The organism is Curtobacterium sp. ODYSSEY 48 V2, from assembly GCF_023712625.1.
In the GTDB taxonomy this organism is placed as follows: Bacteria; Actinomycetota; Actinomycetes; order Actinomycetales; family Microbacteriaceae; genus Curtobacterium.
This window is the reverse complement of the sequence record NZ_JAMAXX010000004.1, coordinates 44,772-70,221: the sequence shown is the minus strand read 5'-3', so window position 1 is coordinate 70,221 and position 25,450 is coordinate 44,772. Positions and strand designations below refer to the sequence as shown.

Genomic DNA, 25,450 nt, shown 5'->3' with positions numbered 1-25,450 from the left:
AGGTCTCGAGCGCGCCGTTCCCGACACCACACGCGTCGATCGACGGGTGCGGTGTCGCACGATGCACACGCACCAGGTGCGGTCGCATGCTCCGACGTTGCACGCGTCGATCGACGCGTGCAACGTCGCGAGGACGGGCGGCAGCCGTCAGACGAACGCGGCCTCGCCCGTGATCGCCCGGCCCACGATGAGCGTGTTCACCTCGCGCGTCCCCTCGTACGAGTAGATCGCCTCGGCGTCGGAGAAGAACCGCGCGACACCCTTGTCGAGGACGATGCCGTTGCCGCCCTGGACCTCGCGGCACCAGCCGACGGTCTCGCGCATCTTCGCCGTCGCGAACGCCTTCGCCATCGCGGAGTGCTCGTCGCCGCCGATCCCCTGGTCCTGCATCGCCGAGGCCTGCGTGCACAGCGCGATCGACGCGGTGATGTTCATCAGGGACCGCACGAGCAGGTCCTGCACCATCTGGTGCGCGGCGATCGGCTTGCCGAACTGCACGCGCTCGCGGGCGTAGGCGAGCGCTGCCTCGTAGGCACCGATCGCGATGCCGACGGCTTGCCAGGCGACCTCCGTACGGGTGAGCCGGAGCACCGCCGCCGTGGTGCGGAACGAGTCCGCGCGCTGGAGTCGGCGCGACTCGGGCACCCGGACGCCGTCGAGCACGATGTCGGCGTTCTGCACGGTGCGCAGCGCGATCTTGTCCTCGATCTTGGTGGCGGTGAAGCCCGGCGTGTCCGTGGTGACGAGGAAGCCCTTGACCTGCTGGTCGGCGACGTCCTTCGCCCAGATCACGACGACGTCCGCGAAGGTCGCGTTGCCGATCCACCGCTTCTCGCCGTCCAGCACCCAGGTGTCGCCCTCGCGCCGCGCCGTGGTGCGGAGCCCTCGCGCCGAGTCACTGCCCGACAGCGGCTCGGTGAGCCCGAACGCGCCGACGACCTCGCCGCGAGCCATCCGCGGCAGCCACTCCTGCTGCTGCTCGTCGCTGCCGCCGACGGCGATCGAGTTCATCGCGAGGCCGGACTGCACCCCGATGAACGTGGAGACGCCGGCGTCGATGCGACCGAGTTCGAGCGCCGCCCACCCGCGGTACACGGCCGAGTTCTCGAAGTGCCGCACGAGCGGGATGCCCGGGCCGTACATGCCGAGCTCGGCGAGCGGCGCGATGGTCTGCACCGGGAACTCCGCACGGGCCCAGTACTGGTCGGCGATCGGACGGACCTCGGCCTCGAGGTACGCACGCAGCTGCCCGAGCGACTCCCGCTCACGGGCCGTGAGCCCCTCCTGGAACCGGTAGAAGTCGGACTCGAGCAGAGGCGTGTCGGTGATCGACGTTGACATGGCACCAACGATGCATCATTCTCGAAAACGTTGCAAGATCGGCATCGGCACTCAGGGGGAACGGTGAGGAACGAACCACTCGGCACGCTCGGGTCGACGCTCGTCCCGAGCGCGCTCGCGGCCAGACTGGAGGCCCACGGCGACTCCCAGCGCGCGTTCCGGTCGGCGCGACGTGCGTTCATCGACGGAGCGCGCATCGACATGGGCTCGCTCGCATCGTCGCTCGGTGTCGACCGCACCTCGCTGTTCCGGTGGGTCGGCAACCGCGACCAGTTGCTCTCGGAGATCCTGTGGTCGCTCGCCGTACCGACGTTGGACGCCGCGGGGCGGGCGGCGGCCCCGTCCGGCGCGGCGCGGATCGTCGACGTGCTCGACCGCTTCACGGCGGACCTCATCCGCGCGCCGTACTTCCGCGCCTTCCTGACCCGCGAACCGAGCCGCGCCCTGCGCCTGCTCACGACGACCGACAGCGACGTGCAGCGCCGGTTCGTCGCCGTCGTGACCTCCGTCATCGCGACGGAACAGGAGGCCGGGGCGTTCGACCCGGCACCGCTGTCCGCTGAGGAGCTCGCACGGCTGCTGGTCCGCGTGTCGGAGTCGTTCACCTACGCGGACCTGATCTCCGGCGACGACCCCGATCCCGTCCGGGCGAGGACGACGTTCGCGTACATCCTCCGCCCGTGACGGCCGGGGCCCGTCGCCGTCCGGTCACTTCTGCGCGGCGAGCTCCAGGTTGATGTCGTCCGGGTCCTGCACCGAGAGGATGACCATGCCGGCGTCCCCGAGGTCGGTGACCTCGCCGTGCTCGATGCCGGCGGCGTCGAGGCGTTCGGCAGCAGCGTGCAGTTCGTCGACGGAACCCACGACGAAGCTCACGTGGTCGAGGCCGACGGTGTCAGGGTCGAAGCGCTGTCCGCTCGGCGCGACCGGACGCAGCCCGAAGAGCTGGTCGCCGACCGGGAAGATCGCGCCGCCGTAGAGCCGCTCACGGTCCTCGGTGATGCCGGGCTCGTCGGCGTGCTCGCTGAAGTCCATTGCCGGTGCCGTACCGAGCAGCTGCTCGTAGAAGGCCTTGCTGCGGTGGATGTCGGTGACGGTGACCCGCACGTGGGCGAGGCCGAGGGGCTTGACGATCTGTTCGCTCATGCACCCGAGCCAACGCCGGAGGGCTGAGCGACACCGGGCAGCGTGCGGCTACCGGCCAGCCCGGCGCACCCGGTCGGTCAGGCGTCCGACGGTCGCGGCGCCGCGAGCTCGAGGTTGATGTCGTCCGGGTCCTGCAGCGACAGGATGACGAGTCCGAACGGTTCGAGGTCCGTCACCGCCCCGTGCACGATGCCCGCCGCGTCGAGCCGTTCGACGGCGCGGTGGAGGTCGTCCACGGACCGGACCCGGAGGCTGAGGTGGTCGAGGCCCACCCGGTCGGGGTCGAAGCGGTCCCCCGCGGGAGCGACCGGTCGGAGCCCGAGCGTCTGCCCGTGGAACGTGAACGAGCACCCGCCGTACGTCCGCCAGGGGTCGTCGTGGATCGTGGGGTCGTCGATCTCGTCGCTGAAGTCGCTCCCGGGGGCCGTGCCGAACAGCTGTGCGTAGAACGCCTTGCTCCGTCGGATGTCCGTCACGGTCAACCGGACGTGCGCGAACCCCTGCGGATCGACGATGCCGCCGTCGGCCGTCCTCACCGGAAGCCCGCGGTGTCGAGGACGTGCCGAGGGAGCCCTCGGCCCGTGCAGCGATCTCGACGTCGGACGCCTCGGAAGACATCGCGCACGTGGTCGCCGCAGCCGGTCCACGAGGTCTTGCCGCACACCGGGCACTGGACGGACTCGCACATGCGTTCGACGGTACGCAGCGCGGCTGCCGGACGGTACGGCGCGCCGTCCCCCGCGCGTCCGACGGTCCGGAAGGCGCACGGATTGCCTCTCGCATCGAACCACGAATGCGACATCGAACCAGCGCCCGGTGCTGGTTCGATGTCGCTTCCGTGGTTCGACTCCCGCCGCACGCGCGTCGGGCGGCCCGGTCGAGCCGCCCGACACCGGTCAGATCAGCGCGTCGGTGAGGTGGTTCGGCGTGCCGAAGCGGTGCGCCGTGATCGACACCGCCTGCTCGCGGAGGAACGGGAGCAGCTCGATCCGCCCGGCCTCGGTCACGGTCTCCCCGTACACGGCGACGTCCGGACGGCCACCGATCGCGGTCGTCAGCGCCGCGGTGTCGCCGCCGACGAGCCGCACGCGGGTGGACTCGCCACGCTCGACGCGCTTCGCGAAGGCCTCGTCGGACTGCCCCTCGGCGACGGACCGGACGTTCGGGAGGGCGCGGACGGCCGATGCGACGACCGACGGCAGCGCGGCCACCGACGAGACGTCGATCGTCGTCCCGGCGCGGACCGCCGCGGCCACGACACGCACGAGGTCGGCGACCGCGGGCTCCTCCGCCGACGCCAGGCGGACGTGGACTCCGGGGTACGGCAGGTACCGCGCGATGTTCCGCTCGGCCGAGAGCGCCGAGACGTCGACCGCTGCACCGAAGAGCGACGACCAGGCCTGCTCGTCGGACGCGGCGGCCCGCTCGAGCGACCCCGACGTGACCCCGGCTGCGCTGAGGAACGAGCGCACGGGGGCGGACGTCGCCCCACCGGCCGACGCCGGTGCCGGCGACCACGAACCGAGCCCGAGCAGGTAGTTCAGCCCGCCCGCCTTGGTGCCGGCTCCGACGGCGGACTTCTTCCACCCGCCGAAGGGCTGCCGCCGCACGATGGCACCGGTGATCCCGCGGTTCACGTAGAGGTTGCCCGCCTCGATCCGGTCGAGCCACGTGCCGATCTCGGACGCGTCGAGCGAGTGCAGTCCCGAGGTCAGGCCGTAGTCGACCTCGTTCACGATGTCGATCGCCTCGTCGAGGGTCTTCGCGGTCATGATGCCGAGGATCGGGCCGAAGTACTCGGTGCGGTGGAACGCCGACCCACGCCGGACGCCGTCGCGGACACCGGGGCTCCACAGCTTGCCGGTGTCGTCGAGGCGCTTCGGTGCGATCGCCCACGACTCCCCCGAGCCGAGCGTCGTCAGGCCCTCGAGCAGCTTGCCGGCGGCGGGCTCGATGATCGGCCCCATCTGCGTCGTCGGGTCGGTCGGGTACCCGACGGTGAGCGAGGACACGGCGTCGAGGAGCTGCGAGCGGAAGCGGCGCGACGACGCGACGGACCCGACGAGCACGACGAGCGAGGCGGCGGAGCACTTCTGCCCGGCGTGCCCGAAGGCGGAGGCGACGACGTCCTTGACCGCGAGGTCGAGGTCGGCGGACGGGGTGACGATGATCGCGTTCTTGCCCGACGTCTCCGCGAGCAGCGGCAGGTCCGGACGGAACGACCGGAACAACTCGGCCGTCTCGTACGCGCCGGTGAGGATCACCCGGTCGACCTGGGGAGCAGCGACGAGCTGCTTGCCGAGGTCGTCCTCGGCCACCTGGACGAAGGCGAGCACGTCGGCAGGGACGCCGTGGGCGTCGAGCGCGGTCTCGATGACCGTCGCCAGCACGGCACCGCAGCGCTCGGCCGGCGGCGCGGGCTTCAGCACGACGGCCGAGCCGGCAGCGAGGGCGGCCAGGGTGGAGCCGGCCGGGATCGCGACGGGGAAGTTCCACGGCGGCGTGACCAGCGTCAGCGCGGCCGGCGAGAAGGACGCGCCGTCGACGTCGTCGAGCTGTGCGGCGAGCTCGCCGTAGAAGTGCGCGAAGTCGATCGCCTCGGACACCTCGACGTCGGCCTGGTCGATCGTCTTGCCGGCCTCGGCCGCCATGACCTCGACGAGGGCGGCGCGGTTCGCCTCCAGCGCGTCGCCGACGGCGTGGAGCACCGCGCCGCGCGCAGCACCGGACCACGAGCCCCACTCGGTCCCGGCGGCGCGGACGCGACCCAGGACGGTCTCGAGCTGCTCGGCGGAGGTGAGCCGGGCCTCCTGGACGGCGCGTTCCCCGAGCGTCGACGTGGCGACGCGCGACGTGATCGCCGCACCCCACTCGCGGACCGTCGCGACCGACGGGTCGCTGTCCGGCGTGTTCTCGAAGTGACCGGGGCGGGGCCGCTCGACCGCCGCGTACCGGTCGCCGACGCGGTGCGGCGCCGGGGCGTCCAGGCCGCCGGGCTGCGAGAGCGGGGCCAGGGAGTCGCGGAACCGTGCTTCCTCGCGGGCGAAGAGCGCGGGCGACGACGCCAGCGAGAAGACCGCCGACATGAAGTTCTCCTGCGACGCGCCTTCCTCGAGCCGTCGGATCAGGTAGGCGATCGCCACGTCGAACTCGCCCGGGTGGACGACCGGCGTGTAGAGCAGCAGCGAGCCGACCGTGCGACGGACCGCCTCGGCCTGCCCCTGCGCCATGCCGAGCAGCATCTCGAACTCGATGCCGTCACGGACGCCGCGCTCCCCGGCGAGCAGCCAGGCGTGCGCGACGTCGAACAGGTTGTGCCCGGCGACGCCGACGCGCACGTTCGCGATGCGCTCGGGCGTGAGGGCCCAGTCGAGCACGCGCTTGTAGTTGGTGTCCGAGTCCTGCTTCGTGTGCCAGGTGGCGAGCGGCCACCCGTGCACCGAGGCCTCGACCTGCTCCATCGGCAGGTTCGCGCCCTTGACGAGGCGGACCTTGATGTCGGCACCGCCGCGGGCACGACGAGCGGCCGACCACTCCTGCAGGTGCTGCATCGCGGCGAGCGCGTCCGGCAGGTACGCCTGGAGCACGATGCCGGCTTCGAGGTCGGTGAACTCCGGCTCGTCGAGGAGCTTCGTGAAGACCGCGATCGTCAGGTCGAGGTCCTTGTACTCCTCCATGTCGAGGTTGATGAACTTGCGCGGCGAGCTCTGCACGGCGCGACGGAAGAGCGGGCGGAGCTTCGCGATGATGTCCTCGACGGCGTGGTCGAACGCCCACGGCGAGTGCGGGTGCACGGTCGACGAGACCTTGATCGAGACGTAGTCGACGTCGTCACGGGCGAGGAGCCGCTGCGTGCCCTGGAGCCGGCGCGAGGCCTCCTTCTCACCGAGCACCGCCTCGCCGAGCAGGTTCACGTTCAGTCGGACGCCGTCGCGCTTGATCTTCGCGATCGCCGGCCCCAGCTTGGCGTCGGTCGCGTCGACGATGAGGTGTCCGACCATCTCGCGGAGCACCCGCCGCGCGATCGGGACGACGACACCGGGCAGCACCGGGGCCATGCCACCGCCGAGCCGGACGAGCCCGCGGAGCGCGGCGGGCAGGAACCCCGGCGCACCGGGCGCGATCTGCCGGAGCTTCCGGGCGGCCACCCCGAGGTCCTCGGGCCGGACGACGCCGTCGACGAACCCGACCGCGAAGTCGAGCCCGGCCGGGTCGGCGAGGACGCCTGCGAGCTGCTTCGCCGAGCCGTCGACCGGGTAGGTCTCGGCCTCGGCCAACCACTGGCGGACGAGGGCGACGGACTGGTCCGCCAGGTCGTCGTGCGGGGTCGGTGCGGCTTCGGCGTCGCGTGCCTGGAGGTCGGTCATGGGTTCAGTGTGGAGTTCGAGAAGCGTAAGCGGAAGCAACTCCTGCTGATGCGTACCGTGCAGGACAGCTACTGTTTCTGCATGCTCGATGTCCGTCGTCTCGTCCTCCTCCGGGAGCTCTCGATCCGGGGCACCGTGGCAGCCGTCGCGGAGGCCCTCAACTTCACGCCGTCCGCGGTGTCGCAACAGCTCGCCGTGCTCGAGCGTGAGGCCGGCGTGCCCCTGCTCCGCAAGGTCGGCCGTCGCCTGCAGCTCACCCCGCAGGCCGAGGTGCTCGTGCAGGCCGCCGGGCACGTGCTCGACGTGCTCGACCAGGCGCAGGCGCAGGTGGAGTCGTCGCTCCCCACGGTGCAGGGACGGGTCCGCGTGGCGGTGTTCCAGTCGGCCGCCCTCGCCCTCATGCCGAACGCGCTGCACGAGATGGCCGTCGCGCACCCGGACGTGCGCATCGAGATGGTCCAGCGCGAGCCCGAGACGGCACTGCACGAGACGTGGGCCCGCGAGTTCGACATGGTGATCGCCGAGCAGTACCCGGCACACACCGCGCCGCACCTGTCCGGGCTGCACCGGTCGGACCTGACGACGGACGAGGTGCGCCTCGCGCTGCCGCCGGTCGACACGGCCCTGGCGCCGGTGTCGTCCATCGAGGACGCCGAGGCGATGCCGTGGGTGATGGAGCCCCGCGGAACGGCGTCGCGGCACTTCGCCGAGCAGGTCTGCCGCCGGTGGGGCTTCGAGCCCGACGTGCGGTACGAGACCGCCGACCTGCAGACCCAGATCCGCCTGGTCGAGTCCGGGAACGCCGTCAGCCTCATGCCCGACCTGATGTGGACGGGTCGGACCACCACGTGCCGGCTCGTCGACCTGCCCGATCGTCCGCGACGGACGATCTTCACCGTGGTCCGCGCCGCAGGGTCGTCCTCCCCGGCGGTCCGTGCGCTCCGCGACGCCCTCGAACGCGCGGCGGCGTCCGTGCACCGCTGACCCGCAGCCTCCCGTCCGCCCCGTCACGCCGTGGCCGGCCGGGAGGCTCCTCCCGCGGCCCCGCCGTGTCCCTCGCGGACACGACGGGGCCGCTCCACGTCCACGGGGACACGGGCCGTCGGCTGCCCGTCCCACCGGGGCACGCGTCGGTAGCGTGGGCCGCATGCCCACGCTGCTGCACATCGACTCCTCCGCCGACCTCGCCCACTCGCGTTCGCGCGCCCTGACCGCCGCGTTCGCGGACGCCTGGCGCGCCCGCGGCCCGGAGTACACGGTGGTGCGCCGGGACCTGCACGTCGACCAGCTCCCGCACCTCGAGACCTCGGCACTGCACTGGGCAGCGTCCGACCGCACCGCCGAGGAGTCCGTCGCGCCCGAGGCCGAGGCACTCCGCCAGGAGGTCATCGACGAGCTCCTCGCCGCGGACGCCGTCGTCGTCGGGGCGCCGCTGTACAACTACACGGTGCCGTCGACCCTCAAGGCCTGGATCGACCGGGTCCACGTGCCCGGGGTCCTCGCCGGCGACGTCCAGCCGCTCGCCGGTCGGCCGGTCGTGACGGTCGTCAGCCGCGGCGCCACCTACGACGCCGGCTCCCCGACCGAGACCTGGGACCACGGCTCGCCCGTGCTGCACCTGATCCTCGGGACGGCGCTCGGCATGAAGCTGTACCCGGTGACCGTCAGCGCCACCCTCGCGGACCGGATCCCGGACCTCGCACCGCTCGCCGAGCACGCGTCGGCCGAGTTCGCCGACGCCCGGACCACGCTCGAACGACTCGCCGCGACGGTCGTCTGAGCCGGACCGGAGGCAGCCGGACCGGCGTCAGCCGGACCGATCTCAGTCTCGCCGGATCTCGTCCGCCCGGCCGAGCAGGTCCGCGTGGAAGGCCGTCTGCGTCAGCGCGCTCGCGAGCAGGAACCCCGTCATCGAGTCGATCCCCCCGCTGAACGGCACGCGCGAGGCGACCTCGAACAGGGTCGGGGACGTCAGGGTGTCGAGCGCCGCGGCGACGTGGTGCGAACGCTCCGCTCGGTGCCGGGCGAGCGTCCGGGCACGCGTGACGACGTCGCGGAAGCGGTACTCGTGCCCCGGACAGACCTCGAGGTCGCCGTACCCGTCGAGCCGTGCGAGGGAGGACAGGAGGTCGCCGAGCGGGTTCGTGGTCGTCCGGCCGCCGAGTCCGATCCCGGAGTTGATGCGCGGCAGCACGTGGTCGCCGGTGAAGAGCAGCCCGTCGCCCTCGTCGACGAGGCACAGGTGCCCGGCGGTGTGCCCCGGTGTCCACAGCGCCCGGACCTCGCGCCCGGGGATCGGCAGCACGTCGCCGTCCGCCACGAGCAGGTCCGCGAAGGGCTCGACCGCGCGACCGAGGCCGATCCGTCGTCCGCTCCCCCACGCGGCGACCACGCCGGCGACCAGCTCCGCGGGCAGCCCCCACCCGGCGATGTCGGCGTCGTTCGCGGCGGCGTCCTCGCGCTCCCGCCGCAGGGCCTCGACCTCGAGCCGGTGCATCGCGATCCGAGCCCCGCTCGCACGCCGGAGCGCGGCGGCAGCACCGAGGTGGTCGGCGTGCAGGTGCGTCACGACGACGAGTCCGACCTGGTCGACCGAGCGCCCGATCGCCGCGAGACCGGCGCGGAGCACTGCGAGCTCGTCGTCCTCCGCCCAGCCGGGGTCGATCACGGCGAGGGTCCCGTCGGTCCCCTCCACCACGTAGGACAGGGTCGCGTCCGGCACGCCCCCGCGGAACGGCACCGCGAGGGTCCAGACGCCGGGGCGCACCTGCTCGACGGGCGGCAGGACGCCGTCGCGGAGCGCGGCGGCCTGCACGGGGCTGATCGGTTCCGGTGCCGGCGCTGCCGGCGGGGGCACGGTCGTCACGCGACCACCATAGTGACGACGCCCGCGCGCCGGGGTGGGCCGTGCCTCCCGGTCGGGACCCGTGCGCGTCGCGACGGACGGACGGCGCCGAGCCGAGCCTCCCGTCCGCCGGAGCGACCGCGAGTAGACAGGCCACATGGAGATCGCACCGATGCTCGCCAAGGCCGTCGCCACCGTGCCCGACCCCGACAGCGTCCGCGGCGGACTGCGGTACGAGCCGAAGTGGGACGGCTTCCGGGGGATCGTGACGGTCGACGGCGACGACGTCACCATCGGCAGCCGCGGGGCGAAGCCGCTCACCCGGTACTTCCCGGAGCTCGTGGAGGCCTTCCGCGCGCAGTTCGGCGGACGCGGCCACCCCGTCGTGCTCGACGGCGAGGTGGTCCTGCGGAGCGGTGAGCGGGGCGCCGAGCACCTGGACTGGGAGGCCCTCTCCCAGCGGATCCACCCCGCGGAGTCGCGCATCCGCACGCTGAGCGTCGAGACCCCCGCACAGTTCGTCGCGTTCGACCTCCTCGCCGTCGACGGGACGGAACTGCTGGACCTGCCGTTCGACGAGCGGCGCGCACAGCTGGAGGCACTCGCCGACGGCATGACCGACCCGCTGTTCGTCACCCGCACCACGCTCGACGTCGACCTCGCCCGCGAGTGGCTGACCACGTTCGAGGGCGCCGGCCTGGACGGCGTCGTGGCCAAGCCCCGGGCGAAGGCGTACGAGCCGAACAAGCGCACCATGCTCAAGGTGAAGCACCACCGGACCGCCGACGTCGTCGCGATCGGGTACCGCGTGCACAAGAGCGGCAGCGGCGTCGGCTCGCTGCTCGTCGGGCTGTACGACGCGGACGGTGACCTCCGCCAGGTCGGCGGCGTCTCCGCCTTCACCGACCGCCGGCGGCAGCAGCTGGTGGAGGAGCTCGAGCCCGTCGTGCTCCGCGATGCGGACGGGAGGCCCGTCACCGGTGACGGGGAACGGTCGCGGTTCTCGTCGAGTCGCGACACCTCGTTCGTCCGGCTCGCGCCGGAACGCGTGCTCGAGGTGCGGTACGACCAGATGGAGGGCGACCGGTTCCGGCACACGGTGCAGTTCGAGCGGTGGCGGCCCGACCGCGACGCCCGGTCGTGCGGGTTCGATCAGCTCGATGTCCCATCTGCGTACGACCTGCGCGACGTGTTGTCCTAGCGCTTGCACCGGCCGCCGCGCGTCAATATGCTCGCAGTAGTTAGGCTAACTAGTGACTTCCGGACGGGGATCCGGGGGCGCGGTGGAGACGGGAGCGGGACATGATCATCGACGGCATCAGCGACGCCAACCGAGGCACCTGGTCCCGCCTGACGCGACTGCACACGGCGAGCGTCACGCTGCCGATGCACACCAGCCGGGTCGCGAAGCCCGAGCACCGCGCCGAGGACGTCGCCGCGGCCTGAGCCGGCCCGGTCAGGGCCGGTCCGTCTCGCACGGTCCGTTCCGCGCTTCAGGCCTTCTTGGCCCGGGACGGCTGCACGCGCGGCGGCTCCCCCGGCATCTTCGGGAAGTCGGGCGGGAACGGCAGCTCGCCGAGCCCGGACGCCAGGTCCCGTTCCCACCACCCGAGCAACGGAGCGATGTCCCCCGGCTCCGCGTGCATCGACTCCCACGGATCGCCGAGGGTCCGCAGCCGTTCCGGGACGGCGATCACCGTCAGGGTCGTCGGGTCCACGCTGTCGAGCTCGTCCCAGGTGATCGGCGTCGAGACGCTCGCATGTGCCAGGGCTCGCGGGCTGTAGGCGCCGGCCATCGTGCGGTCGCGGTTCGCCTGGTTGAAGTCGACGAAGACGCGCTGCCCGCGTTCCTCCTTCCACCACGCCGTCGTCACACGGTCGGGCATCCGCCGCTCGAGCTCCCGCGCCGCCGCGATCACCGCGTGACGGACGTCGAGGAAGTCGTGCTCGGGCCGGATCGGTGCGAACACGTGCAGGCCGCGGTTGCCGCTGGTCTTGATCCACGCCGTGAGCCCGACCTCGTCGAGCACCTTCCGGAGTTCGTGCGCGACCGGCACCGTGTCGTGGAAGTCGGTGCCCGGCTGCGGGTCGAGGTCGATGCGCAGCTGGTCGGGGTGGTCGGAGTCCTCGGCGCGGCTCGCCCACGGGTGGAACACGACGGTGTTCATCTGCGCTGCCCACACCGCGACCGCCGGCTCGTCGACCACGAGCTGCGGGTGTGACCGGCCGCTCGGGTAGGTGACGACGACGTCGCGCACGTACTCGGGAGCACCCTTCGGCGGGTTCTTCGAGAAGAACGAGTCCCCGTCGATGCCCGACCCGAACCGCTGCAGCGAGATCGGTCGGTCCCCGTTGGCCCGGACGAAGGGCTCCCCGACGGCGACCAGGTACTCGGCGAGGTCGAGCTTCGTGATCCCGACCTCGGGGAAGAGCACGCGGGACGGGCTGCTGATCCGCACCTCCCGGTCGCCGTCCGGACCCGGGACCGTCAGCGTCGTCGCCTCGCTCGCCATGCAGCGGACCGTACACGGCCGGCGCTCCGGGCGCCCCCGGCCCCGGCCTGCCCTCGGCCCCGCCCTCCCCGCCCTCCCCGCCGAGCGGGCCAGATCTGTCACGCTCACCGCCGTCGGCCGACGAGTTCCGCCCGCTCGGCGCACCACGCGCGGCGTGTCCTGCCCGCTCAGGCGCGGCTGCGGAGGGCCGGCGAGCGGCACGGCAACGGGCGTGGAGCGTCGACCGAGCGACGCCGGGCACGATGGACCGGTGACGGCGTACCTCGGGGTGGACCTGGCGTGGGGCCTCGGCAGCGACCGGAAGCCCGCGAACGAGACCGGTCTCGTCGCGATGGCCGACGACGGCACGATCACGGACGCCGGGTGGGCCCGCGGGGTCGACGCCGTGACGGACTGGATCGCGGCGCACCTCGGGCGACGGACCCTGGTCGCTGTCGACGCCTCGCTCGTGGTGACGAACCCGAGCGGCATCCGCGAGGCCGAGCGGCAGGTCGGGCAACGCTACGGCCGGTGGAAGGTCGCGGCGAACCCGACGAACCTCGCCTCGGCGGCGAGCGCCGGGGCACGGCTGCTCGACCGGCTGACGGACCTCGGGATCGGCTACGTCAGCGACACCGCGGCGATGCGGGAGCGCACCGAGCCGGCGGCGTTCGAGTGCTACCCGTACACGACCCTCGTGGGGGTCGAGGAGCTCGGCTACGACGACGAGCGTCCGCGCTACAAGCGCCTCGACCTGAAGCTCCCGGCCGCCGTCGCCCGACAGCGGCGCGCGGAGGCGTTCGACGACCTGGTGCACCGGCTGCGCACGACCCCGCTCGACCCGCCGCTGCTGCTGGACTCCCATCCCCTGACGGCCGGGCTCGCCGACCCGTCGGTGCTGCACGGGCCGACACACAAGCACCGGGAGGACCTGCTCGACGGAGCCCTGTGCGCCTGGACCGCCGCGTTCTGGGAGCGGCACGGCGACGAACGGGTGCAGGTGCTGGGAGGTGACCCGGGCCTCCCGTCCGACCCACCGGACGAGGCGGGCCGCAAGCCCGTCGTGGTGGCACCCGCGCGTGGGTCGCAGCGGCGGCCGCGCGGCTAGGCTCGACGCCGTGAGCACCACGAGCGAACCCCTGCGCATCGGGCTGGTGTCGCTGCACACCTCCCCCGGCGACGAGCCCGGCTCCGGCGAGGTCGGCGGCATGAACGTCGTGGTCCGACACCAGGCCGAGGCCCTGGCCGACCGCGGCCACCAGGTGGAGATCATCACGCGGCGGTCGGCGCCCACGCAGCCGGACAGCGTCTCGCTCGTGCCGGGCGTGTGCCTGCGGTTCCTGTCCGCCGGGCCAGCGGAGCCGGTGCCGAAGGGCGAGCACGACGCGTTCATCGAGCCGTTCCGGGCGGGCCTCGAGGAACTCGGCCCCTACGACGTGCTGCACTCGCACCACTGGTTCTCCGGCGTCGCCGCCCTGCCCGTCGCCCGCGAGCGGGGCATCCCGCACGTGCAGTCCTTCCACTCCATCGCGGCCGAGTCGGACACTCCCCTGTCCGAGGGCGAGCGTCCCGAGTCCGCTGGCCGTCCCGCAGGTGAGCGGATGCTGGCGCGCGACTCCGACGCCGTCGTCGTCGTGTCGTCCGCCGAGGCGTCGACCGTCCGCACGCGTCTCGGCGGCGACGAGTCGCGGACGTGGATCGTCCCGCCGGGCGTCGACGGGTCCGTCTTCCGCCCCGCCGGCGCCGGCGCGCGCCGTGCGGAGACGCCCTACGTCGTCGCGGCGGCACGCGTGCAGCCGCTGAAGGGGCTCGACCTGGCGATCGAGGCGGTCGCGGGCATCGGCGAGGAGGTCCGCCCCACCCTCGTCATCGCGGGCGACGCCTCGAGCGAGGCAGGCGACTACGTGGACGAACTGCGTCGGCTCGCCGCCGCGCACGGCATCGCCGACCGCGTGACCTTCGTCGGTCCGCAGTCGCGTGCCGACCTGGCGTTCCTGTTCCGTGGCGCAGCGGCCGTGCTCGTACCGTCGCACTCGGAGACCTACGGACTCGTGGCGCTCGAGGGCTCCGCCTCCGGGGTACCCGTCGTCGCGGCGGCTGCCGGTGGGCTGCGGGAGGCCGTGGTCGACGGGGAGACCGGGGTCGTGCTCGAGTCCCGCGAACCGGGCGACTGGGCTGCGGAGATCGAACGGATCCTGACCGATCGGACGTACGCGGCCGGGCTCGCCGCCGCGGGTCGGGAGCACGCCGAGCGCCTGAGCTGGGAGCGCTCGGCGGCCGGACTCGAGGACGTGTACCGGCGGGTGCTCGGACGCTCGTGACGGCCGGAGGCGCGGGGATCGAGCGGCCGGAGTCGGCTGGCGGGCTCGACCCGTCGGGGTCGGCTGGCGCGCTCGCCCCGGCGGCGTCGGCTGACGGGCTCGACCTGACAGGGCCGGCTGGCGGGCTCGACCTGTCGGGGTTCTGGGCTGCGCTCGACGCCGTGCCGGTGGCCGAGGACGCCGAAGCGCTCTACTCCACCGACTCGGCCGAGGGGCGACTCCGACGTACGAACCTGTCGGCCTACCTGTCCCACGTCGGGGCAGCGGCCGACACCGTGCTCGTCGCCGAGGCCCCCGGCTGGCGCGGCATGACCAACACGGGCATCCCCTTCACGAGCATGCGGGAGCTCGGCACGCTCGGCTTCGACGTCCTCGTGCCGCCGGAGCCGACCGCGCCGTGGGAGGCGTCGTCCCGGGTCGTGCACGCGGCGTTGCAGGACTGGTCGGGTCCGCTCCCCCTGGCCTGGGCGATCTTCCCGCACCACCCCTTCGTCGCGAGCGACCGGCAGACGAACCGGACCCCGCGTCCGGCCGAGGTCAGCGACGGTGCTCCGGTCCCACTCGCGCTGCTCGAGGCGCTGCGGGACGCTCGTGCCGCCGATCGTGCCGGTCGCCGCCGGGACGTGCGGGTCGTCGCGGTCGGGCGGAAGGCGCAGGGGGCGCTCGCGCTGGCGGGCATCGACGCCGTGGCGGTGCGGCACCCGGCGCAGGGCGGCGCGGCGCAGTTCACGGAGCAGGTGCGGGCGCTGCAGGGGTAGCGCGGTCCCCGCCGGGCGGCCGTTGCGCTGGGGCAGGGCGTGCACACGCGGACTTCGACACCGCACCCGTCGATCGACGGGTGCGGTGTCGCACCATGCGCACGTACCAGGTGCCTCCACATGGGTCGACGTTCCGCGTGTCGATCGAAGCGTGCAATGTCGCGCTGCGGTCCTGGGCGGGTGTGCGCGCACGCTCGCCGTGCGGGCGGAACGACGATGCCGCTGTCGGACGACAACCCCGGTGTCGCGCGGGCCCGCGCGCAGTGTGCGGCTGCGATGCCTCGGCGCCCGAGCGTCGCGGGCTCAGGCGGAGCGGACCTCGACGCCCTTGGCTGCCAGGCGCTCGGTCACGTGCGCGGGCAGGGGCGCGGCGGCGTACACGGTCGTCAGCGCGGGGAGGTCGAGCACGTCGTCCCAGTTCTGCGGGTCGTAGCGGTCGTCGGACCCGTCCCACCCGGGGTGGACGTCCTGGAGGACCTCGAGGTCGGAGTCGACGGTGAGCTCGGTCACCAGCGCCAGGTGCGACGGCAGCAGGTCGAGGTCGTCGTAGTACTCGCGAGCGCGGTCGTCCTGTCCCTCGACGTCGAGGTCCTCACCGGCGTCCTCGTCCTCGGCGCCGTCGTAGGGCTCCAGCACGTCGAGGTCGTAGCAGAGGACGTCGAGCACGAGCAGCTTGGCGTTGAAGTCGGCGAACTCGACGGGCTCTTCGGTGGTGTCGGAATCGTCGTGCATGCCCCGGAGCGTAGCCACCGGAGCCCGTGAGCGACCGCGCGATCGGATCACGGGCGTGTTGCAGCCGGCGTCGATCTTCCTGTGAGAGTAGACAGAGTGCCATCCCTCGGGAAAGGCTGACGTATGACCACCACCAAGTCGGACGCGACGCAGCAGGAGCAGCCCACGCTCAAGCGCGTCATCGGTCCCAAGCTGCTGCTGCTCTTCATCGTCGGCGACATCCTGGGGACGGGCGTCTACGCGCTCACCGGCCAGGTCGCCGCCGAGGTCGGCGGTGCCGCATGGCTCCCCTTCCTCATCGCCTTCGCGGTCGCCCTGCTCACGGCGTTCTCGTACCTCGAGCTCGTGACGAAGTACCCCCAGACGGCGGGCGCCGCGCTCTACGTGCACAAGGCGTTCGGCATCCACTTCGTCACCTTCCTCGTCACGTTCATCGTGATGTGCTCGGGCATCACGTCGGCGAGCACGGCCTCGCGGGCGTTCGCGGCGAACCTCGGCGCCGGCTTCGGCCTCGAGCTGCCGAACGGCGTCGTGATGCTCATCGCGATGGGGTTCATGCTCGCGGTGATGGCGGTCAACTTCCGCGGGGTCAGTGAGAGCGTCAAGACGAACGTGGTGCTCACCCTGGTCGAGCTGTCCGGTCTGGTGATGGTGATCCTCATCGGCTTCTGGGCGATCGCCGGTGGCAACGCGGACTTCTCGCGCGTGGTGATGTTCGACACCCCCGAGGACAAGACGCTGCTGCTGTCGGTGTCGACCGCGACCTCGCTGGCCTTCTTCGCGATGGTCGGTTTCGAGGACTCGGTGAACATGGCCGAGGAGACCAAGGACCCGTCGCGGATCTTCCCGAAGGTGATGCTCACCGGCCTCGGCATCACGGCGGTCATCTACGTGCTCGTGTCGATCTGCGCCGTCGCGGTCGTGCCGATCGGCGAGCTCGCCGGCAACGAGACCCCGCTCGTCACGGTCGTGCAGACCGCGGCGCCGGACTTCCCCATCGCCGACCTGCTGCCGTTCATCTCGATGTTCGCGGTCGCCAACACCGCGCTGATCAACATGATGATGGCGTCCCGGCTGCTGTACGGCATGAGCAAGCAGGGCGTGCTGCCAGGCTTCCTCTCGCGAGTGTCGCCGGCGCGTCGCACGCCGTCGACCGCGATCGTCTTCACCACCGTCATCTCGCTGCTGCTCATCGGCTGGGTCTCGCTCGACCCGGACTCCCCCATCGTCGTGGTCCTCGGCGGCACGACCTCGTTGCTCCTGCTCTCGGTCTTCACGGTCGTGAACCTCTCGGTGCTGGTGCTCCGTCGCGACCGCGTCGGGCACAAGCACTTCCGGGCCGGTGTCGTGATCCCCGTCATCGGCGTGGTCACCTGCCTGTGGCTCGTCCTCCCCTTCTCGTCCGGTCGTGACCCGCAGCAGTACCAGATCGCCGGCGCACTGCTGGGGCTCGGCGTCCTGCTCTGGCTCCTCACGTGGTTCACGCACGGCCGGAAGCAGACCGAGAAGGCGCCCACCGGACTCGTCACCGAGCCGACCGCGGTGGTCCGACCGGGCACCGGCCACCGGCACCACGAGGACGGCGACGGCGGACACGGCGACGCGGACGGCCACCGCCGGGACGGCTGATGGAGGCGTCCGAGGTCATCTTCGCGATCTCCATCGGGACGATCGTCCTGCTCTCGCTGTCGGCTGCGTTCCGATCCGGCCGCCGACGCAACTGACCGGAGACGGGCGCCGCCGACAAGACCGACCGGGAGCACGGGGCCGCCGACACCCCCGATCGGGCGGCTGCGGTTCCCAGCCGACGCCCGTACGCTCGTCGTGCCCTGCACCCGACCGTCCGGTACTCGCGACGGACCGCCCGCCCGGAAGGACCCCGACATGCGCCGCGCCGGCATCACCATCGCCTCGGTGTTCGGGGCAGGCGTGGTCGCGGCCGTCATCGGCGTGGTGGTCGTCGTCGTCATCGCGGTGCACTCGCTGACCGGCGCAGCGAAGACCGTGACCGCGGCGCCCGCCTGTCCCGACGTCGCCTCGCGCACGATCGGCGGCATCGTGGTGCCCGCAGGCCCGGTCGCCGGCTTCTGCCAGGACCGCCTGGTGAACGCCGCGTACGTGATCGAGGCCGCTCAGGCGCTCGGCATCGGCCCGCACACCCAGGCCGTCGGCGTGATGACCGCGATCGGCGAGTCGAGCCTGGTGAACCTCGACCACGGGGACGCCGCAGGACCGGACAGCCGCGGGCTCTTCCAGCAGCGCGACAACGGCGCGTGGGGCACGTACGAGCAGCGGATGGACCCGTACACGGCGGCGACGATGTTCTACGCGAAGCTCGTGAAGACGCCGGGGTGGAAGACGATGACCCCGACCCAGATGGCGCACGCGGTGCAGATCAACGCGGACCCGGACCACTACGCGAAGTTCTGGCCGGAGGCGAAGGCCGTCGTCGAGGGTCTCACGGGGCAGTCGGTGCCGGACACCGCTCCCCAGGGCTGAGGTCACCGCAGCACCGGCCCGAGCTCCTCGGCGTCGTGGAGCTCGACCATCGACGCCCCCGTGGCGTTCACGACGACCTGCCCCCGCAGCCGCACCGCCCGCTCGGCGAAGGCGCACGCGCAGGCGTCGATCCACTCCCAGTCGACCGGGAACAGCTGCGTCTCACCCGGCCGTTCCCACGCGAGCACGACCTCGGACGCAGCGTTGTCGACGCAGACCTCCGCGACCAGCGTGGCGAAGTCCTCGACGTGCTCGTCCGGCTGCAGCGGCAGGTCCGACACGGGCAGCAGGAGCGGGATCGGCAGCGCCCGTTCGTCGAGGAAGAGCACCCAGCACTGCCGCCGGATCGGGGGCCCGACGACCCCGGAGACGAGGGCGACGACGTCGGCGTCGGTCCGTGCGGACGTGGTGAACAGCTGGTCGAGCACTTCGGTTCCTGACATGCTCCGAGCCTGCGGCCCGAGCCCGGCGGGCAGCAGCGTCGACCGACGATCTGTGGACGACGATGCCGAGACCAAACCCTGTGCAGGAAGACCGGCAGCAGCCCGGCAGATCCCCGGCAAGAGCCCGGCAGGACGAGCGTCAGAACCCGTGCTGCACGGCGGAGTCGACGAGCAGCAGGGCAGCGAAGAACACGACGACCTGCGCGGCGATGCCGACCAGCACCAGGGGCCACGCGAGCCGTCGCCGGACGAGCCGCACGACGCAACCGACGACCGTCCCGACGAGCACCAGCACGACGAGCACCGGACCGACGGTCACCACCCCGCCGCCGAGCCCGGCGTCGCAGGTGTTCCCCGGCGCCGCACACGAGTGGAAGGCCATCGACAGGAAGACGATGCCGCCACCGACGGCCACCGACTCGACGGCCAGCAGGACGAGCAGCAGCACCGTGGCGACCACGTCCGCGACGCGACGGTGGGTGCGTGCAGCGAGCCGTGCCTCCCGGCCGACCGCGACCACCGCGCCCGACCCGGCCCCGACACGCGACGCGACCGCCCCGTCCGACCCGGCCACGCCGACGGACCCGGACGACACGTCCGGGTCCTGCGACGCCGCCGGGACAGCCATCAGCGCCCCGTACCGGACCCGCGGGTCGACCAGAGCGCCGCCCAGATGAGCAGCGGCTGCCCGAACAGACGGGCGACGCGCTTCTCGTCGGAGTCGAGGCCGAACGCGTCGCGGCGGTTCACCCACTGCGACAGGTTGCCCGGGAAGATCACCGTGAAGAACAGGGCCGCGACCGTGCCGACGGTCTTCCGGCGGCTGCGCGGCGTGAAGAGCAGCGCGCTGCCGAGTCCGATCTCCGCCACACCGGAGGCCAGCACGGTCGTGTCCGTGTCGAGCGGCACGAAGTCCGGCACCTGAGCGCGGAAGTCACGACGGGCGAAGGTGAGGTGGCTGGTGCCCGCGAAGACGAGCGCAGCACCGAGGAGGACACGGACGAAGGAACGCATGACCTCATCGTGCTCGCTCGCGCAGTGTCCGTCCGGCGCGTCGCGCGGCGATGCGCGGACCGGCCGTCCCCGGAGCGAGCGCACCGGGCCACGGGTCGGTACGTTCGGACCCATGGCAGCCGTCGCTCGCGACCACGAACCGCCCGCCGTCCTCGCGACCGTCGCCGCGCTGCTCGCTCCCCTCTCGCTCTGGATGGGCATCATCGTGCCCGCCGCCGACATGGCGCGGCACGTGCTCCTCGAGGCCGTGTTCGGCATCGTCTGCGTGCTCTGCGGCGTCCGCGCGGTCCGGATCGCCGGTCGGCGTCGCGCCGTGCGCGTCTGGGCGTGGATCGGGATGGTGCTCGGCGGCCTCGGCCTGGTGATGACGGCCTGGCAGCTGCTCACCTTCGCGACGGACGGCGGTTTCCCGCCGCCGTTCTGGTCGCCCTACGCGCGCCGCTGACCGCGGTCATCCACCACCGGTCGACGGCCTGGAGGCGCGGCGGACCTCCGCCCCGTCGCCGCCGCCGGGCGGGCGGTCACCAGCCGAGCGTGCCCGGCCCGCCCTTGAAGGGTCCGACCACCCGCGAGGTGATCCACCCGCCGTAGAAGTCGCCCTCCTGCGCCTGCACGGTCTCACCACCGACCTCGCACGAGTCCATCGCCGACGGGTAGATCGCCACCCGGTCGCGGAGGTCCTCGTACCCGGGCTCCGGCGTCGGGTAGTTCCACGCCGCCCGGGGCGCGACGACGCCGTCCCCGCCGACCACGTCGAAGTAGCGCGCACGCCCCTTGAACTCGCACATGCTCGACCCCTGCGCCGGACGCAGCTCGAGCCCCGCCATCGGGACGTAGTACACCGGCGGGTGCGAGGTCTCGAGCACCCGGACGGCGTCGGTCGTGTCGACCACGACCGTCCCGCCGAGCCGCACGACGACGCGTTCGGGTACCGCCTCGACGGCGGGAGGACGCGGGTAGTCCCAGACGGACTCCTGGCCGGGACCGGGTTCGACACGAGCAGCACGATGCATGCAGCCGGGTCTACCACCGCCGCCGCAGAAGGAGCAGAGTGGGCGCGTGACGACGACGACACAGGGGATCTTCCGGCGGAAGCCCATCGACACGATCGACGACGACCCCGAGGGCGAGGGCGGCCTGAAACGGCACCTCGGCCTCTGGCAGCTCACGGCCATCGGCATCGGCGGCATCATCGGCGCGGGGATCTTCACCCTCGCCGGCACGGTCGCGAACGGCGTCGCCGGGCCCGCCGTCCTCATCAGCTTCCTGATCGCCGGTGTCGCCAGTGCCGCCGCCGCACTGTCGTACGCCGAGTTCGCGGGGATGATCCCGAAGGCCGGCAGCGCCTACACGTACGGCTACGCCGTGCTCGGCGAGGTCGTCGGGTGGTTCATCGGCTGGGACCTGCTGCTCGAGTACACCGCCATCGTCGCCGTCGTCGCGATCGGCATCTCCGGCTACGTCGGGTTCCTCGTCGGCCAGTTCGGCATCGACCTGCCCGCGTGGATGCTCGGTGCACCCGGCACCGGCGACGGCCATGTGGTCGACGTCTTCGCGATCCTGCTCTGCCTGCTCACGGCCTTCGTCCTCACCCGGGGCATCCGCAGTGCCGCGCGGTTCGAGCTCGTGGCCGTCGCGATCAAGGTCGCCCTGGTCGTGCTCATCGTCGTGCTCGGGGTCTTCCACATCAACAGCGCGAACTACTCGCCGTACTTCCCGTTCGGCTTCGGCGGCGTGATGACCGGCGCCGCCACCGTGTTCTTCGCCGTGTTCGGCTACGACGCGATGTCCACCGCCGCCGAGGAGTCCACCGACGCGCGGAAGCACATGCCGAAGGCGATCCTGCTGTCGCTCGGCATCGCGATGGTGCTCTACGTCCTGGCGACGCTCGTGCTCACCGGCATGCAGAAGTACACCGACATCGACCCCGCCTCGGGGTTCTCGTCGGCGTTCGCGTCGGTCGGGCTCGGCGGGGTCGCGAACGTCATCGCGATCGGGGCGATCGTCGGCATCGTGACCGTGCTGGTCACCTTCATGCTCGGGGCCTCGCGCGTCTGGTTCTCGATGAGCCGGGACGGGCTCATGCCGAAGTGGTTCGCGAAGACCGACCCGAAGCGGCACGTGCCCACGCGGGTGACGTGGATCCTCGGCATCGCGTCGGCGGTGCTCGCGGGGCTGCTGCCGATCGGCGTCGTCGCGGAGCTGACGAACATCGGGATCCTGCTCGCGTTCGTCGTCGTCTGCTCGGCAGTGATCGTGCTGCGCTACCGGCAGCCCGACCTCGACCGGCAGTTCCGTCTCCCGTTCATGCCCGTCGTGCCGATCATCGGGGTCGTCGCCTCGCTGTGGCTCGTGACGTTCCTGCAGTGGGAGACGTGGGTGCGCTTCGCGATCTGGTTCGCGATCGGGCTCGGGGTGTACTTCGGGTACTCGCGGAAGCACAGCAAGCTGGCCACAGAGCAGCGCTGAGGCTCCTCGCCCCGAGGGCGACGGTGCGCGTCCTCCCGTCAGGAGGGCACGCGCACCGCCGGTCCTGGTCGAGCCAGCGGACCTCGGCCTGATCGGGAACGAGTCCATCCGCCCAGCCGACGTCCTTCCGCTCGCCGTCCCCCGACGGGGCCGTGATGTCGGACACCCACGCCTCCGTCGCCAGCCACTGCGCCGTCGCACCGCCGAAGAGCGCCGAGTACTCCCGCAGGAGGTAGCGTCGACCGAGTACCGGGCCGCCGGGCCGGTCCCGGTAGAGGATGACCGCCGCGTCCGGCGGCTGCACGCCACCGGCGACCCACTCCATGCCGTCACGCAGGAGTTCGCTCTCGTGGAAGCGGGCCCGGACAGCCGCCACGAACTCGTTCGCGAAGGGCTCGTCGATCGTCTCGGATGTGCTCACGACGGTCATCCTGGGCGTTGTTCGGCCGTGTTGTCACCTCGGCAGGACGTCGCCGCTGCGGTGCACCCGTGCTGAGCAGCCGCGTCGTCCTTGCTCCTCGACGGTTATGGTCGACCCGTGGTGGGGGAAACGGCACGGGCCGTCGACGGGGCGCGCCCGGTCACGGTCCGCGGCGGCGTCATCGCGCCGGTCGTGTGGACGGCACTGTGCGCGGGCGTCCTCGCGCTCGGGGTCTGGCTGGCCTCGACGCGCCTGGTGTTCGGAGGTGCCTGGTTCACCCAGCTGTGGACGAGCGGCCTGGTGCTCGTCGCCGGCGTCCTCGGCCTGTACCTGAGCGTCGGGAGCATCCGGAACCGCATCCGTGTGTTCCCCGATCGACTCGAGGTGGTAAGGCACATGCGGCGGACCGTGACGATCTCGCCCGGAGAACTCGTCGGGTTCAGCGCCTCGGGAACGGGCAACACCACCATCCGCGGCCGGACCGCACGTGGTCGTGGCTTCTCCACCGACCGGTTCCACCGCCACCACGACGTCCTCGTCCGCTGGCTCGAACAGAATGCCACCGGACCGTGGACGGCGTTCACGGCCTTCTTCGGCAAGCTCACCGTCGACCGGGAGCCCCGACGGGTGCGCAACCTGCTCTTCACGCTGTTCTCCGTGGCCTTCTTCGTCACAACGCTGTCGATGTTCCCGGGGCTGCCCGTCATGATCGCCTACGACGACGCGCACCAGGAGCAGGTGACCTGCACGATCACGTCGGCGCGAGCCGTCACCGTGTCCAACCGCTCGTTGAAGGGTGTGGGGTCCTCGCACCCGGCCGTGTCGCTCGAGACGACGGACTGCGGGCACCTCACCCTCTCCCGGGGCGTCTTCGCCGACAACCGGGATGCCGTCGCACGACGGTACGACCGGGCCCCCGGCCCCTACCGGCTCACCGTGGGCGGTGGCGGCTTCTGGCTCCGGCAGCACGCGTCCGTGCCCGTCCCGGAGCCGACGGTCTACAGCGTCGACGAACCCGCGACGGGCGCGCCCACCGGCTGAGGAACGAGCAGGAGGAGCAGGAGGAGTAGGAACGAACGAGGGCGCCGGACGCGCTACTCCGCCACCACCCACACGTGCTGCGCCTGCCACCCCTCCGGCACGGTGTTCCGGTACGCCGCCAGCGCCGCCTCGTAGTTCGGTCCGGACGCCTCGTGCTCCCGCGTCGCGGTCGACCGCGCAGTCGCCTTGATCGTGGTCTCCCCCGTCGCCTTGCTCTCGACCGCGTTCGTCTGCAGCAGCGCGAACCCGTCCAGGTCGAGTGCGGCGACGGCTGCCTCCTTGGCCGCCACGACGGAGTCCGCGTAGCCCTCGGCCTCGCGCGTCTCGGTCGAGCGGATCATGCCTCGCAGTGTCGTCACCGAACCAGTATGACCCGATCGATCCGGGTCTCCGAGCGCGACGGCGGCAGGGCGTCAGGCGTCGCGCCGGTGCTTGCCCTTCGCCGCCGTCGGGTCCGCCATCGGGTGGTTGCGGAACCACCGCAGCAGCTCGCGGGGGCGGCTCTGGTCGGCGCTGTCGTCTCCGCGGTCGAGGAAGGTGCTGAAGCCCTCGGGCACCTCGACACCGTCGGTCTCGCGGTCGTACGCCATCGACCACTCCGGGAACCGCCGCGTGTGGATGGACTCCTCGACGAGCAGCCGGACGTCGTCGTGCCGCTCGTCCGCGACGATGCGCGCGTACGTCGCCATCACCGCGTCGTACGGCCCCTCGAGCAGCTGCATGAAGCGCCCGCCGCGGTGCACGAGCATGCCGGTCAGCCCGTCGGCGGTGTTCCGTGTCCGGGCGTGGTCGAGCACCGCCTCGAGGTCACCCTCGTCGAAGGGCTCGGTGGCGGAACTCATGTACACCAGTGACTGCAGCACGCATCGATCCTGCACCTGAGCCGCTGTCAGCGACGCCCCCAGAACGGGACGCGGACAAGTCACGTCAGTCGAGCGGCGTCCAGTCGAGGACCTGGCCGTCCTGGGTGCAGTACGTCGTGTCCGAGTCCTCGGTGGTGGTCTTCGACCACGACGGCGACCAGTACGAAGCGTCGATGTCCCGCTGCTTGGGGAAGACACCGACCACGGTGCCGGCCGACGTGTCCGGGTCACCGGGCACCGGATCGACGTCGAGGGTGTCCGGGTCGAACCATCCGTAGGTGGTCGCCCCGGTGATGCTGTCGAACTCGATGTACATCGTGATGTGGTCGTCCTGCGACGCGGTGCCGAGCTGCACCTGGTACTCCTGCCGCGCCCCGTCGTCGTCCGTCGGCACGCCGGACCACTCGACGCGGTAGGCGTCCGCGGTCTCCTCGATCGACACCGACCCGGTCCCGGAGGCCAGGTCGCAGGACGCCGTGCCGGGCGTCGCCGCCGTCGTCGCGGTCGCGCTCGGAGCCGGCGCCTCGGCCGTCCGTGTCCCCGCGCCCAGCACGCTGCACCCCGACAGGGCGACCACCGTCGCCACCGCCCCTGCCACCACGACTGCGCCGCGCGCTGCGTTCCCCATGCGATCCCCCTCGTGTCGCGCGCCCTCCGGCGCCCGCCCACGCTAGCAGCGGAGGGCCAGCAGCGGAGGT

At 72.2% G+C, this 25,450-nt stretch carries 27 protein-coding genes; 13 read left to right on the top strand and 14 right to left on the bottom strand.

Annotated elements, in window-relative coordinates:
- Nucleotides 1-147: 147 nt before the first annotated feature.
- Complete coding sequence (locus M3666_RS07370; RefSeq protein WP_066653643.1) at nt 148-1,341, bottom strand: acyl-CoA dehydrogenase family protein; 1,194 nt, start codon at nt 1,339-1,341, stop codon at nt 148-150.
- 63 nt (nt 1,342-1,404) lie between these two features.
- Here M3666_RS07370 and M3666_RS07365 point away from each other — a divergent pair, with 63 nt between their 5' ends.
- Entirely contained in the window at nt 1,405-2,025 is a 621-nt protein-coding gene (locus tag M3666_RS07365) for a QsdR family transcriptional regulator (RefSeq protein ID WP_251154908.1), read from the top strand.
- Between the two features lie 24 nt (nt 2,026-2,049).
- Here the strand turns inward: M3666_RS07365 and M3666_RS07360 are convergent, their stop codons facing one another.
- From M3666_RS07360 to M3666_RS07350, 3 genes are all read right to left on the bottom strand, one after another.
- The gene (locus tag M3666_RS07360; RefSeq protein ID WP_209683155.1) at nt 2,050-2,487 is read right to left on the bottom strand and encodes a VOC family protein; all 438 of its coding nucleotides are present in this window, start codon (nt 2,485-2,487) and stop codon (nt 2,050-2,052) included.
- 77 nt (nt 2,488-2,564) lie between these two features.
- The gene (locus M3666_RS07355) at nt 2,565-3,023 is read right to left on the bottom strand and encodes a VOC family protein (RefSeq protein WP_251154907.1); all 459 of its coding nucleotides are present in this window, start codon (nt 3,021-3,023) and stop codon (nt 2,565-2,567) included.
- Nucleotides 3,024-3,383: 360 nt separating this feature from the next.
- Nucleotides 3,384-6,854 (bottom strand): bifunctional proline dehydrogenase/L-glutamate gamma-semialdehyde dehydrogenase, encoded by a 3,471-nt coding sequence (locus tag M3666_RS07350; protein WP_251154906.1) that lies wholly within the window; start codon nt 6,852-6,854, stop codon nt 3,384-3,386.
- Nucleotides 6,855-6,935: 81 nt separating this feature from the next.
- Here M3666_RS07350 and M3666_RS07345 point away from each other — a divergent pair, with 81 nt between their 5' ends.
- Nucleotides 6,936-7,838 carry a LysR family transcriptional regulator gene (locus M3666_RS07345; RefSeq protein WP_209683161.1) on the top strand — a complete coding sequence of 301 codons (903 nt, stop codon included), beginning with the start codon at nt 6,936-6,938 and terminating at the stop codon, nt 7,836-7,838.
- A gap of 163 nt (nt 7,839-8,001) precedes the next feature.
- A complete protein-coding gene (locus M3666_RS07340) occupies nt 8,002-8,634 on the top strand; it encodes an FMN-dependent NADH-azoreductase (protein WP_066653625.1) in 633 nt (210 codons plus the stop codon).
- A gap of 42 nt (nt 8,635-8,676) precedes the next feature.
- Here the strand turns inward: M3666_RS07340 and M3666_RS07335 are convergent, their stop codons facing one another.
- Nucleotides 8,677-9,720: an MBL fold metallo-hydrolase gene (locus tag M3666_RS07335; RefSeq protein WP_066653618.1), complete on the bottom strand. Its 1,044-nt coding sequence runs from the start codon at nt 9,718-9,720 to the stop codon at nt 8,677-8,679.
- Nucleotides 9,721-9,856: 136 nt separating this feature from the next.
- On the opposite strand from M3666_RS07335, the gene M3666_RS07330 reads away from it, so the two are divergent.
- A complete protein-coding gene (locus tag M3666_RS07330; protein ID WP_251154905.1) occupies nt 9,857-10,900 on the top strand; it encodes an ATP-dependent DNA ligase in 1,044 nt (347 codons plus the stop codon).
- A gap of 101 nt (nt 10,901-11,001) precedes the next feature.
- Nucleotides 11,002-11,145, top strand: a complete 144-nt coding sequence (locus M3666_RS07325; protein ID WP_153257421.1) for a hypothetical protein — start codon at nt 11,002-11,004, stop codon at nt 11,143-11,145.
- Nucleotides 11,146-11,192: 47 nt separating this feature from the next.
- Here M3666_RS07325 and ligD read toward each other — a convergent pair whose 3' ends face one another.
- Nucleotides 11,193-12,212 carry a non-homologous end-joining DNA ligase gene (gene ligD, locus M3666_RS07320; RefSeq protein ID WP_251154904.1) on the bottom strand — a complete coding sequence of 340 codons (1,020 nt, stop codon included), beginning with the start codon at nt 12,210-12,212 and terminating at the stop codon, nt 11,193-11,195.
- A 250-nt stretch (nt 12,213-12,462) separates the two neighbouring features.
- Between ligD and M3666_RS07315 the strand changes: the two genes are divergently transcribed.
- The 3 genes from M3666_RS07315 to M3666_RS07305 are packed head-to-tail and all read left to right on the top strand — an operon-like array spanning nt 12,463 to nt 15,270.
- Nucleotides 12,463-13,299: a DUF429 domain-containing protein gene (locus tag M3666_RS07315; RefSeq protein ID WP_081984775.1), complete on the top strand. Its 837-nt coding sequence runs from the start codon at nt 12,463-12,465 to the stop codon at nt 13,297-13,299.
- Nucleotides 13,300-13,309: 10 nt separating this feature from the next.
- Nucleotides 13,310-14,512, top strand: a complete 1,203-nt coding sequence (locus M3666_RS07310) for a glycosyltransferase (RefSeq protein ID WP_251154903.1) — start codon at nt 13,310-13,312, stop codon at nt 14,510-14,512.
- Nucleotides 14,509-15,270 (top strand): hypothetical protein, encoded by a 762-nt coding sequence (locus M3666_RS07305; RefSeq protein WP_251154902.1) that lies wholly within the window; start codon nt 14,509-14,511, stop codon nt 15,268-15,270. Before M3666_RS07310 ends, M3666_RS07305 begins: the two co-directional genes overlap by 4 nt.
- Nucleotides 15,271-15,573: 303 nt before the next feature.
- Here M3666_RS07305 and M3666_RS07300 read toward each other — a convergent pair whose 3' ends face one another.
- The gene (locus M3666_RS07300) at nt 15,574-16,002 is read right to left on the bottom strand and encodes a hypothetical protein (RefSeq protein WP_066653613.1); all 429 of its coding nucleotides are present in this window, start codon (nt 16,000-16,002) and stop codon (nt 15,574-15,576) included.
- Nucleotides 16,003-16,125: 123 nt separating this feature from the next.
- Here M3666_RS07300 and M3666_RS07295 point away from each other — a divergent pair, with 123 nt between their 5' ends.
- On the top strand, nt 16,126-17,631 hold the full coding sequence (locus M3666_RS07295) for an APC family permease (RefSeq protein WP_251154901.1): 1,506 nt from the start codon (nt 16,126-16,128) through the stop codon (nt 17,629-17,631).
- A gap of 255 nt (nt 17,632-17,886) precedes the next feature.
- On the top strand, nt 17,887-18,501 hold the full coding sequence (locus M3666_RS07290) for a hypothetical protein (protein ID WP_066653611.1): 615 nt from the start codon (nt 17,887-17,889) through the stop codon (nt 18,499-18,501).
- Nucleotides 18,502-18,503: 2 nt separating this feature from the next.
- On the opposite strand, the gene M3666_RS07285 is transcribed toward M3666_RS07290, so the two are convergent.
- From M3666_RS07285 to M3666_RS07275, 3 genes are all read right to left on the bottom strand, one after another.
- The gene (locus tag M3666_RS07285) at nt 18,504-18,944 is read right to left on the bottom strand and encodes a hypothetical protein (protein ID WP_251154900.1); all 441 of its coding nucleotides are present in this window, start codon (nt 18,942-18,944) and stop codon (nt 18,504-18,506) included.
- A gap of 139 nt (nt 18,945-19,083) precedes the next feature.
- Nucleotides 19,084-19,572, bottom strand: coding sequence for a hypothetical protein (locus M3666_RS07280; RefSeq protein WP_251154899.1), 489 nt, complete (start codon nt 19,570-19,572; stop codon nt 19,084-19,086).
- Nucleotides 19,572-19,958, bottom strand: a complete 387-nt coding sequence (locus M3666_RS07275; RefSeq protein ID WP_066653598.1) for a hypothetical protein — start codon at nt 19,956-19,958, stop codon at nt 19,572-19,574. Before M3666_RS07275 ends, M3666_RS07280 begins: the two co-directional genes overlap by 1 nt.
- A gap of 112 nt (nt 19,959-20,070) precedes the next feature.
- Between M3666_RS07275 and M3666_RS07270 the strand changes: the two genes are divergently transcribed.
- Nucleotides 20,071-20,403, top strand: coding sequence for a hypothetical protein (locus tag M3666_RS07270; protein WP_251154898.1), 333 nt, complete (start codon nt 20,071-20,073; stop codon nt 20,401-20,403).
- 76 nt (nt 20,404-20,479) lie between these two features.
- Here M3666_RS07270 and M3666_RS07265 read toward each other — a convergent pair whose 3' ends face one another.
- Nucleotides 20,480-20,971, bottom strand: coding sequence for a DUF427 domain-containing protein (locus M3666_RS07265; protein WP_251154897.1), 492 nt, complete (start codon nt 20,969-20,971; stop codon nt 20,480-20,482).
- A 46-nt stretch (nt 20,972-21,017) separates the two neighbouring features.
- Here M3666_RS07265 and M3666_RS07260 point away from each other — a divergent pair, with 46 nt between their 5' ends.
- Together M3666_RS07260 and M3666_RS07255 are read left to right on the top strand one after the other, a co-directional pair.
- Nucleotides 21,018-22,427, top strand: a complete 1,410-nt coding sequence (locus tag M3666_RS07260) for an amino acid permease (RefSeq protein ID WP_251154896.1) — start codon at nt 21,018-21,020, stop codon at nt 22,425-22,427.
- A 538-nt stretch (nt 22,428-22,965) separates the two neighbouring features.
- A complete protein-coding gene (locus M3666_RS07255) occupies nt 22,966-23,889 on the top strand; it encodes a hypothetical protein (RefSeq protein WP_251154895.1) in 924 nt (307 codons plus the stop codon).
- A gap of 53 nt (nt 23,890-23,942) precedes the next feature.
- Here the strand turns inward: M3666_RS07255 and M3666_RS07250 are convergent, their stop codons facing one another.
- The 3 genes from M3666_RS07250 to M3666_RS07240 form a co-directional block, all read right to left on the bottom strand.
- Complete coding sequence (locus M3666_RS07250) at nt 23,943-24,230, bottom strand: hypothetical protein (RefSeq protein ID WP_251154894.1); 288 nt, start codon at nt 24,228-24,230, stop codon at nt 23,943-23,945.
- A 72-nt stretch (nt 24,231-24,302) separates the two neighbouring features.
- Entirely contained in the window at nt 24,303-24,752 is a 450-nt protein-coding gene (locus M3666_RS07245; protein ID WP_235426535.1) for a BLUF domain-containing protein, read from the bottom strand.
- Nucleotides 24,753-24,816: 64 nt separating this feature from the next.
- Nucleotides 24,817-25,380 carry a hypothetical protein gene (locus M3666_RS07240; protein ID WP_251154893.1) on the bottom strand — a complete coding sequence of 188 codons (564 nt, stop codon included), beginning with the start codon at nt 25,378-25,380 and terminating at the stop codon, nt 24,817-24,819.
- Between the last annotated feature and the right edge of the window lie 70 nt (nt 25,381-25,450).

What these genes read in the sequence shown, in the direction of transcription:
- M3666_RS07295 (WP_251154901.1), top strand. Translation starts at nt 16,126, where the DNA reads ATGACCACCACCAAGTCGGACGCGACGCAGCAGGAGCAGCCCACGCTC.
- M3666_RS07360 (WP_209683155.1), bottom strand. Translation starts at nt 2,487, where the DNA reads ATGAGCGAACAGATCGTCAAGCCCCTCGGCCTCGCCCACGTGCGGGTC.
- M3666_RS07270 (WP_251154898.1), top strand. Translation starts at nt 20,071, where the DNA reads ATGGCAGCCGTCGCTCGCGACCACGAACCGCCCGCCGTCCTCGCGACC.
- M3666_RS07290 (WP_066653611.1), top strand. Translation starts at nt 17,887, where the DNA reads ATGCGCCGCGCCGGCATCACCATCGCCTCGGTGTTCGGGGCAGGCGTG.
- M3666_RS07285 (WP_251154900.1), bottom strand. Translation starts at nt 18,944, where the DNA reads ATGTCAGGAACCGAAGTGCTCGACCAGCTGTTCACCACGTCCGCACGG.
- M3666_RS07340 (WP_066653625.1), top strand. Translation starts at nt 8,002, where the DNA reads ATGCCCACGCTGCTGCACATCGACTCCTCCGCCGACCTCGCCCACTCG.
- M3666_RS07240 (WP_251154893.1), bottom strand. Translation starts at nt 25,380, where the DNA reads ATGGGGAACGCAGCGCGCGGCGCAGTCGTGGTGGCAGGGGCGGTGGCG.
- M3666_RS07265 (WP_251154897.1), bottom strand. Translation starts at nt 20,971, where the DNA reads ATGCATCGTGCTGCTCGTGTCGAACCCGGTCCCGGCCAGGAGTCCGTC.
- M3666_RS07250 (WP_251154894.1), bottom strand. Translation starts at nt 24,230, where the DNA reads ATGATCCGCTCGACCGAGACGCGCGAGGCCGAGGGCTACGCGGACTCC.
- M3666_RS07325 (WP_153257421.1), top strand. Translation starts at nt 11,002, where the DNA reads ATGATCATCGACGGCATCAGCGACGCCAACCGAGGCACCTGGTCCCGC.
- M3666_RS07350 (WP_251154906.1), bottom strand. Translation starts at nt 6,854, where the DNA reads ATGACCGACCTCCAGGCACGCGACGCCGAAGCCGCACCGACCCCGCAC.
- M3666_RS07300 (WP_066653613.1), bottom strand. Translation starts at nt 16,002, where the DNA reads ATGCACGACGATTCCGACACCACCGAAGAGCCCGTCGAGTTCGCCGAC.
- M3666_RS07330 (WP_251154905.1), top strand. Translation starts at nt 9,857, where the DNA reads ATGGAGATCGCACCGATGCTCGCCAAGGCCGTCGCCACCGTGCCCGAC.
- M3666_RS07345 (WP_209683161.1), top strand. Translation starts at nt 6,936, where the DNA reads ATGCTCGATGTCCGTCGTCTCGTCCTCCTCCGGGAGCTCTCGATCCGG.
- M3666_RS07275 (WP_066653598.1), bottom strand. Translation starts at nt 19,958, where the DNA reads ATGCGTTCCTTCGTCCGTGTCCTCCTCGGTGCTGCGCTCGTCTTCGCG.
- M3666_RS07280 (WP_251154899.1), bottom strand. Translation starts at nt 19,572, where the DNA reads ATGGCTGTCCCGGCGGCGTCGCAGGACCCGGACGTGTCGTCCGGGTCC.
- M3666_RS07370 (WP_066653643.1), bottom strand. Translation starts at nt 1,341, where the DNA reads ATGTCAACGTCGATCACCGACACGCCTCTGCTCGAGTCCGACTTCTAC.
- ligD (WP_251154904.1), bottom strand. Translation starts at nt 12,212, where the DNA reads ATGGCGAGCGAGGCGACGACGCTGACGGTCCCGGGTCCGGACGGCGAC.